This is a genomic window from Cupriavidus lacunae, assembly GCF_003353055.1.
GTDB lineage: Bacteria > Pseudomonadota > Gammaproteobacteria > Burkholderiales > Burkholderiaceae > Cupriavidus > Cupriavidus lacunae.
The window spans coordinates 1-8,597 of the sequence record NZ_QKWJ01000152.1; the positions used below are offsets into that span (position 1 = coordinate 1).

The following is an 8,597-nucleotide window of genomic DNA, read 5'->3' on the forward strand; positions in this document are numbered from 1 at the left end:
TCGACACCAATGCGAGCAATCGTGTTCATGGTTTCCCTCCTTCTTGGAAGCTGGACACATTGCAAACCATGATGGCACGGAATCGTGCCAGTGGCCTGAAGGCGAGGCTCCTTACCAATTCAAGATAAGCAGCAAGATATAGGCATCAGCTATAGGCAGCGTGTCGATGAGGTTTGTGGCGAGGCGGACGAGGCTTAGAGGGATCCGGTCGAACGCGTTGGGTACATGTTGCAATCAAGACCAAGGTCTCAACCTGCCTGACAATTGCGTCGCTCTTGAATCACTTGACGATATCGTACGATCGCCAACTCGGTAGCCGCCCTCGCTATGCCAAAAAGGCCCCGGGCGCTGACACCTGGGGGCCGGGTGCTTTTCATCGGAGGCGAAGTATCGTTGCTGCATTTATGCAATCAATCGCCGTTAGGCAGTTCGAGTCCGATTGCATTTTGGTAGTTGTGAAAAAGATGTTCTATATTCAGGACTACATTGCCGTAGAGTAGGGCGGTTACACTGTTGTGCGGTGCCTGGGGCCACTTGAAGTAAGAGACCGCCTCCAGGTCCATGGAATCCGGCCAGTGATCTCAGCGCTCTTGCTAAGGAAGTCACGCAAACAGGTGCCATATGGACGTGGAAACCAAAGCGCTTTTACATTTTGTTGTCATAACAATTGTGTGGATTGTGCTTCCACTCGTCCCCGCGTGGCTTACATACAAAATCACGCCAAATCAAGTGCTCGGCCTTAGGGGGCCATTCCAGGGAATGACGTTGAATTCTACGGGGTCATTTGCCGCGTACGTAATCGTCGGGCTGATATTATCGACGTTCATTTGGCCCACTGGTAAGGTGCTGCTCGGCCGTGTTATGGGGGATACCACTTGGCACATCACCGGTGCGGTGGAGCTTTACGATGCAAATGGTGAGCGCGTCACCCTTGTGCCCCAGATGAGTAAGGCGTCTATTAATATCATACCAAATCCGAATACCGTTTCTGGCACTCTGTCGCTAATGGTCCCTTTCATAAAAGACGAAAAGCCGACCGTTTATATTGATGTGCCCAATTGGGGGGGGGCCGTTGTCTCGTTCCAAGATCCCGAAACGTATGTGGTAGACCCGCTAAACAAAACAATTCGGCTAAAGAATAGTATTCAAATACGGCAGCAGCCCCAGGGCAAGTTGGTGATTGGAGAGGGATCGTGAAATGGAATCGGATGACTCGTGCTTTGGCCGCCCTGTTTTCCGCTTGTGCCTTCCCCGTGTCGGCATGCCAGATGAACGGTCAGGTCGCTGTTACAGTCGCGTCAGAGAAAGCTTACAGCTACACCGCGGCCCCGGTTGATGGCAATCCGACATGTATCGTCGATTCAGTGAGCGGCTCGCTCACCGTATCAGCCCGGAGCGACGTGAAGGCGGTATGCAAATTTGAGCTTTTTGTGCCGTCGTCGGACGCTAAAGCGGTGATCGAGGGCGTGACTCTGAAGAAGGCCTCGGACAGCTCTTTTGTGCATCGGAAACGAGGCAATTTCGACACCATTACTGTGGAGCTATCCGCCCCAGCCGGCCAAACGCAGCAATACCGCATATATACCGTGGATGTCCCTTCACTCGTAGAGTGCAATGCGAAAAGCCTTGGAGACCTGCTATGACTCTATTCCTTTCCAGGAATCGTATTGGCCGCATTGCACATTTTGCTGCGGCTTCTCTTATGTATATGTCTGACGCCATGGCTCACGAATTCCAGCCGCTTCCGTGCACGGAGGCGCCGGAGCGAGCCGCTATTATGTTCTTTGATGCGATAGAGCAACCTGCGGGCTCGAGAATAGTAAGGGATAGAGCAGGGGAGATGTTTTCTCGACGGTTTCTGAAGCAAAACTCCGTAGATTCCACTGTGGAATTCATTGAGCTTGCGAAAAAGCGATACAATCTTTCTAATGTGGAACGTTCCTTTAATGATCGAGTAGAAGGATATCCGTCGAGAAGGAGCAGAATCGACGGCGGGCAGGCAGTGCAGACAAGTGGGGATGTGTCATTATGGTTTCTGGTATTAAGCGGATACGGTAAGATTGAGCAGAACATCATAATGACCTGCGAAGACAAATTTTGGAAAGTCGTTCGCTTCGCCTACGGCGCGGATTCTGCGTCGCCCTAAGGACATTCGAAAGTGTTGACGCGCTCCACGGGACCTCATCGACACGCTGCTTATAAGGCTTGCTGTTGCCTATACGTTGCTGCTTATCTTGGGTGGATTGGCTCGGTACCCGGTCGACGAGCTCGATGACAGCATTGGCGTCCTGCCGCCGTCTTCAGCTAGATGGTGAGAGCGGCTGGACTTTTACTGAGCCGACGACCGAAACCGACCCCGCAGGTGATTTGCTGGTAGAAGACAGTCAATGCGAAAATCCGCTGCGCTGATGTTCTAAAGCCTTATGCTTCATTCTGAAGCTCGCTTTGCATGAATATAGTCTTCGCCTCGCTCATATGCTTGCAGCACATCGTCTACCGTTCACTTCTTATCGCCCCTAAATCGAGTAATCTCCACGCTTAACACGCGGAATGCACGCTGATATCGTTCGCCGATCCGCTCCGGATTGATGAAAGCAACCATCCCGGTAACGGCAGAAAGCGCAGTCGCAAGACCTTTATATAGGACAGAACTGTTAGCTACAGGAAAAGGCTTGTCAGCGACCAGTGCCGCAAGAATGACTGAAGCTATGCCAAGCAAGTAGTTAAGAAAGTACATAAGAAACATGTACCCTCTCCAAAATTTTATTATTGCTATTTGATCAGAAATCAGATCATCGCGTGAATAGCTCGTGGTAGTCATAGCACTCCTCCAACGACATGCTCAGGTGATATGTAAGCCATAGTCGTCCAGCTATTTTAATGAAGCAATAAGGAAACTGCCGACGCGGAGAAGTGCATTCCGCGGGCCATTCAGGATGCGTGCATGCCAGTATCTATGTGCTCGCGCATAGATCGTCGACTGAAGCATGGATAAGCAGTCGGACAGAAGCAGCATGGAGGCCCTCGCCACCGTCGAGACGACGTAACCTGCTTAATTCGCGTATCCTGCGCCCTGCAGGTCGATATTTAAGGTAGCTAACCGCAAATTAAACGGCACGAAGAAAATATTCCGTCGGTGTCTTCCCATGACCGCTTGCAAAGCGAATGTGCGGCTCGTCAGTCGTACGCTGGTTGTCCGCCACCATCATCTGGTCTTTTCCATCTGTAGTGATCACCAAATAAACGTGGTCAGAGCCCGCCGGCGTGGGATCATTGTCAAAACAAACTCCGACATCTCCGGGCTGCTGGCTACCAACACTAATTCTTTTCCACTTACGGTCGATCAAGAGATGTGCCAACCTTCCGGCGCCCAATGTCATTGGTACGTCGATACCCGCCTGCTGTAGCAGTGCGCTGAGATGGGCGGCACACCCATTCGTCGGATAGCTTGGTAATGAGGCACTAGCGGTTTCGCGGGCTGCCATCAGTCCCGAAGGCGAACTGCCCTGACGTATTAGTTCGGCTACATGAATTGCATCGTGTATGGATTTAAGGCTTGTAGCCACGCTGGGTGAATTTTTTGGATCTACGAGATATGCGCTACTGACAAATCCATCGATGACACCATCACCTTGCAAGTCCGCTGCCGTCCAACCTTCTATCGTTTTAATACAATTAATCAATGTTCCATACGGCAAGAGTCTAATAATATCGAAAGACACACCAGGGCCGCTTCTTAGACGCAAGCCACTGCGCGCATTTACTGTCATTTGGAAAGTCGGCACAGCAACGTGTGGTATGGGTGCCGTTTCCAGCATAAAATCTCCGATTACCTTTTCTTCATTGACGGAATTTGGATCGCAATTGATACCCACGATATTTTCCGGCATGCCTTGACTAAGTGTCCAGCGACGTGATTCTAAAAAGGTAGAATACCCTGATCACCCGGTAGATTGCGCTAGCCAGGCAAGCTCTGCAAGTCCAGCATCCAATATGGCTTCGCAAGTTGCGCCACTTCCGTAGACGCCAACCATATAGTCAGGCTCGCCCGTCGGCGCGGCAAGTGCGTCGGCGATACCCTGAAAGTACGGGATAACCCTGTCCCGTATCTCCGATGTCGATGCATCAAAGTCAATACCGAAGTAGATAGTCGACCTCGCCGGCTGCCTTATTATGCTTGCACCGTAAGTTCTTGCGTACATAGCGTCAGCCACGCCGGTCGCTCTCTCAAAGTTCGCGGCTTTATCGCCGAACCGCCCTTCATGCACGATGCATAGCCTCAGACCGGCCTCCATCAATTGCTCAGCCTCCGTTTGCGTCAAACGTTTGGATGGGCGGATAGTGTCTCGGGAGTAGTAGCGGATCACCGTCTTGATCCCCGCTGCGTTGAGCGCCGTCGCTTTGCTGCCACATGCGCTTGAGACGTCAATAATCGATGTCATGGATTGCTCCCGATGGCATTGAACCATATCTGCATTTTCGGCCGAATTTCTGGAAGCTTACGTAAATGGCACTCGCTATCTATGTGCTAGCGCACAGATCAGCAATCTGCGACCAGTTCAGCGCTTACCTAATTCGTCAGTAATGAACCCTCGGCTATTCACCCGTTTGAGGTATTAGGGCCGCAAAGAATTAAATGGCGATTATCTCTGATATAAACAACACTAAGTACGATCTACAACTTCTGGATGAAGCCATACGTCAGGTGGTTACCTATGCTTGGATCGGATCGCCATAGCCTGAATCGTCGCACGTGCATCTGGAATAACGGAGCACCATATGATTTGGGGTACCCAGTGCGCAATAAGTAGGCCGTCCGGTTCATGGAGCCTGATATGCCAATAAGGCAAAACACATCGCAAACTAGAACCGCTTTGAAGAAGCCTGCTATGACGCCGACAAGGCGGCGCGCATCAAAGTCGAAGACGCAGGGCCGTTCTCCGACGGCAAAGGTGAGTGGACAGACGCGTGCGCTCAATGTCAGTCCGGACGGGCTGGATTTCAGGGACCGCATGTACGTGCCGAGCCTGATTGAAGTTCCGGTGCGTAGGGAACTGAAGGACTATCAAAAGGCTGGCGTGCCAATACTCGACCAGGGAGAGGAGGGCGCTTGCACGGGTTTTGGCTTGGCAACGGTGGCCCACTATCTGCTACGCACGCGCAAGTCTCGCTCGGACAAGAACCAGGTAAGCCCGCAGATGTTCTATGACATGGCCCGGCGCTACGACGAGTGGCCCGGCACGGCGTACGAGGGATCCAGCTGCCGAGGTGCCATCAAAGGCTGGTACAAGCACGGCGTTTGCGCCTTGACGCAGTGGCCGAAAAAGGAGAAGAGCGCGATGCTGACGGAAGAGCAGGCCGTCGGAGCCGCGAAGCGTCCCCTCGGCGCATATTTCCGCGTAGACCATACTGATATTGTCGCCATGCATGCGGCTATCGCAGAGGTCGGTGTCCTTTACGCAAGTGGCAGCGTTCATGCTGGCTGGCAGGAAGTCAAGGCGGACGGCCGCATCGTGCTCTCTGCAAGGATCTTGGGCGGTCATGCGTTTGCCATCGTGGCTTACGACGAGGATGGCTTCTGGATCCAGAATTCGTGGGGAAAGAAATGGGGGCGCGGAGGGTTCGGGCACATCAGTTATGACGACTGGCTCTCCAATGGCTCCGACGTCTGGGTCGCGCGCTTGGGTGCTCCAATCAATGGGGTGCAGGCGGTTCATAAGGCCGCTATCGCCAACACTGTCTCGACCGCATCTTCGTTGTCGACGCTCAGGGATATACGGCCGCATGTCATCAGCATCGGCAACGACGGCGTGCTAGATCAGCGTGGGGATATCGGTACCACACCAGAGAGTGTCCAAGAGATTCTTAATGTCGATTTTCCTCGAATTACCAACGGCTGGAGGAAGAAACGAATAGTGATATACGGCCATGGCGGACTGGTCAGTCAAGACAGTGCTGTCGAGACAGTCGCCAGCTACCGTCAGGCGATGCTTGACGCCGAGTGCTATCCACTGGCGTTCATCTGGAAATCGGACTACTGGACCACGCTGGGCAATATGCTCTCCGACGCGGTCCGGCGTCGGCGTCCGGAGGGCATTCTGGATGCTACCAAAGACTTCATGCTTGATCGTTTGGATGACGCGCTGGAACCCATCGCCAGAATGCTGACCGGCAAGGCGGAATGGAGCGAGATGAAAGAGAATGCGCTGCTGGCCACCGTCGGCCCCGCGGGTGGCGCACGAGTCGTTGCGCAGCAATTGGTCAAGCTGGCCGCACAAGGCACAGAGATTCATCTGGTGGGGCACAGCGCGGGCAGCATATTGCTAGCGCCCTTCCTGCAATACCTGACGACGCAGGGCAGCATTACTACTGGTCCGATGGCATCCGCCCGCGTCGATGGGCTGGGGCTCAAGGTTGCCAGTTGTCATCTGTGGGCGCCGGCTTGCACGATATCGCTGTTCAAGTCTGCCTATCTGCCGGCAATCGTAGGCGAGCGGGTCGGAAAGTTTGGCCTATTTACGCTGACGGACAGCGTTGAGAGGGACGATAACTGTGCGCACATCTATAACAAGTCCTTGCTCTACTTGGTCTCGGATGCCTTCGAGGATCAGGCGCGGGTTCCACTCATCCATCCAGATGGGGAGCCCATTCTAGGCATGGCCAAGTTCATCCTGGCTGACGCGGAACTCAAAGCGTTGTTCGACGCAGGTGGGAATGCCGACTGGATAACGACTCCCAATAACGTACCGAGAGGCGATCGAAATGCATCCCGGGCAAGGCATCACGGCGATTTCGACAATGACGAAGCAACTGTGCGCGCTACCCTGGCTCGTATCTTGGGTCAGATGGACACCACGCAGCAGGTCCCGATTTCGCCGTCAACCTCAATGCTTGAGCGGCGACGGCACCAGGTTGATCAAGCCTCGGACGGAATGCGGAGGCAAGCGTAATGGAGCAAGGGGGTTCAAGGCGATTTCTGGTTCCGGCGGATGATCCTTGCTTTGATTCTGGCATCGATATCCAGCCTGACCACATCTATCGATTCATTGTCAAGGGGCAGTGGATTGATCTCAGGCCCCCAGCTATCGGTCCAGAGGGTGACAGGAACCCGGGTGGAGTGCGAGCGCTCGCCGGTTGGGCAAAGCGCCTGCCGGACGCGCCATGGATGGCACTGTTGATGCGGACCAAAGGGATGGCGGGCACCTCCGGCTGGCATCTACTTGGAAAAGGGGGAACCCTTCAGTCTACGTTGCCACCTGGACGACTTCAGTTGTGCGCGAATGACGTGCTCGGCTTCTATTTCAATAACAAGGGCGCAATGGACGTCACGGTGATTGATGTAACTGGACAGGGCCAGCTTGGAGTCGCCGGCGATTGATCGGGCAGGGCGTTGGCCGCGAGGAGATGCTATGTTAATTTCGCGATTTTGTTTGCCATTTGCTTCGCTTTTCTTGCTGGTCGGGTGTGCAGGCGGCCCGACGATTAGTCATCAGAGCCTGGGCGCCACGGAAACACTGGCAACGACGGCGGATGCTAGGCTGGTCTACGCCCGCCAAACCAAGCCGTCCGTCGATGGCCAAGTCATTCCTGATCAGATTGTTTGCGCAGAGCCCAGCCCAGACATCGCGAAGGCGATTTCCAGCGCGTTAAGTGCGGCAGTGCAGGCAGAGGCCAAGGCGCTTCCTTCTCTTGGCGAAGCGGGTGACGTCAGCCTTGCTGCTAACTTGGCGAGATCACGCAGTGAAGCGATTGCCCAGCTTGGCAAACGGCTCGGAACCATTCAGCTCCTGAGAAACGGCCTCTTTAGCGCCTGCGAGGCTTATGCCAACGGTGCGATTTCGCGAACCAGCTATGCATTCCTGTTGAGCCGCTTCGGCGATGTCATGGTGACGTTGCTAGCGATAGAGCTGGCTGCGGGAAATAGCGAAGCCGCGGCTCAGGTGCTAACCAGCGCGCCACAAGTTGACGACGGTGCCGCAGCAAGGTCAACGAATGCCCCGGGTAAAGCGGCTGACGCAGGCGCGGGCAAAGCGGCAGTGAAGAGCCCGGCGTCCGCTAACCAGCAGGAGAGCGTCTCGCGAAGCGAGGGAGAGCTGTTAGGCTCTGGCAATGCTTCTTCCGTCAGTGATGCGCAGGCGCAGGCCATCGTGAGCCTGCAACGAGCCTTCCTTGCCGGTAGCGATTCTGCACCTCTGGTGCTCGCCTGTTCTACTGCGTTGGACCGTCCGATTGCGCGAATCGATGCAGGCGCGTCTGCTGATGCAACCCCAACTGCGGCAGCTACAGGAATCTCGCAGGGCGAACAGACTGCGCTAACCACGATCTGCAAGACGTTCCTGCAGGCTTACGCTGACGGAAAAATCCAGCAGATGAAAAGTACACGAAGCGCACCTCCCGAGATGGCAGGAACTCCTACCGGCAGCGTGAAGCTGGTGAGACAAACCAAGGCAAAGGCGGCGCCAGTTGCCACCGCGCGCTAGGAGATTGTCGGATTTTCGGGGATCTCCAGTCGTCCGGCGGGACGGGTTGAGCGTTGATAAATTCACTGTTCGCTGAGTGAGCCCATAGATGAGTCGTTTCGTGCCCGTTGATCGTCA

The 8,597-nt window shown here is 54.5% G+C and carries 9 protein-coding genes; 6 read left to right on the plus strand and 3 right to left on the minus strand.

What is annotated here, in order from left to right:
- Window positions 1-621 precede the first annotated feature (621 nt).
- The 3 genes from DN412_RS41290 to DN412_RS41300 are packed head-to-tail and all read left to right on the plus strand — an operon-like array spanning window position 622 to window position 2,146.
- The gene (locus tag DN412_RS41290; protein ID WP_115216784.1) at window positions 622-1,197 is read left to right on the plus strand and encodes a hypothetical protein; all 576 of its coding nucleotides are present in this window, start codon (window positions 622-624) and stop codon (window positions 1,195-1,197) included.
- Window positions 1,194-1,643: a hypothetical protein gene (locus DN412_RS41295; RefSeq protein WP_133303174.1), complete on the plus strand. Its 450-nt coding sequence runs from the start codon at window positions 1,194-1,196 to the stop codon at window positions 1,641-1,643. The genes DN412_RS41290 and DN412_RS41295 overlap by 4 nt, the downstream gene beginning before the upstream one ends.
- Window positions 1,640-2,146, plus strand: coding sequence for a hypothetical protein (locus tag DN412_RS41300; RefSeq protein WP_115216786.1), 507 nt, complete (start codon window positions 1,640-1,642; stop codon window positions 2,144-2,146). The genes DN412_RS41295 and DN412_RS41300 overlap by 4 nt, the downstream gene beginning before the upstream one ends.
- A gap of 354 nt (window positions 2,147-2,500) precedes the next feature.
- Here the strand turns inward: DN412_RS41300 and DN412_RS41305 are convergent, their stop codons facing one another.
- From DN412_RS41305 to DN412_RS41310, 3 genes are all read right to left on the minus strand, one after another.
- Entirely contained in the window at window positions 2,501-2,821 is a 321-nt protein-coding gene (locus DN412_RS41305) for a hypothetical protein (RefSeq protein ID WP_133303176.1), read from the minus strand.
- 286 nt (window positions 2,822-3,107) lie between these two features.
- Entirely contained in the window at window positions 3,108-3,890 is a 783-nt protein-coding gene (locus tag DN412_RS43250) for an SH3 domain-containing protein (RefSeq protein WP_133303178.1), read from the minus strand.
- A 51-nt stretch (window positions 3,891-3,941) separates the two neighbouring features.
- On the minus strand, window positions 3,942-4,442 hold the full coding sequence (locus tag DN412_RS41310) for a DUF1906 domain-containing protein (protein WP_161564126.1): 501 nt from the start codon (window positions 4,440-4,442) through the stop codon (window positions 3,942-3,944).
- 447 nt (window positions 4,443-4,889) lie between these two features.
- On the opposite strand from DN412_RS41310, the gene DN412_RS41315 reads away from it, so the two are divergent.
- The 3 genes from DN412_RS41315 (at window position 4,890) to DN412_RS41325 (ending at window position 8,480) form a co-directional block, all read left to right on the plus strand.
- Entirely contained in the window at window positions 4,890-6,950 is a 2,061-nt protein-coding gene (locus DN412_RS41315) for a C1 family peptidase (RefSeq protein ID WP_115216789.1), read from the plus strand.
- A 167-nt stretch (window positions 6,951-7,117) separates the two neighbouring features.
- The gene (locus tag DN412_RS44280) at window positions 7,118-7,378 is read left to right on the plus strand and encodes a hypothetical protein (RefSeq protein WP_208647759.1); all 261 of its coding nucleotides are present in this window, start codon (window positions 7,118-7,120) and stop codon (window positions 7,376-7,378) included.
- Window positions 7,379-7,409: 31 nt separating this feature from the next.
- Window positions 7,410-8,480 carry a hypothetical protein gene (locus DN412_RS41325; RefSeq protein WP_115216791.1) on the plus strand — a complete coding sequence of 357 codons (1,071 nt, stop codon included), beginning with the start codon at window positions 7,410-7,412 and terminating at the stop codon, window positions 8,478-8,480.
- Window positions 8,481-8,597: the final 117 nt, after the last annotated feature.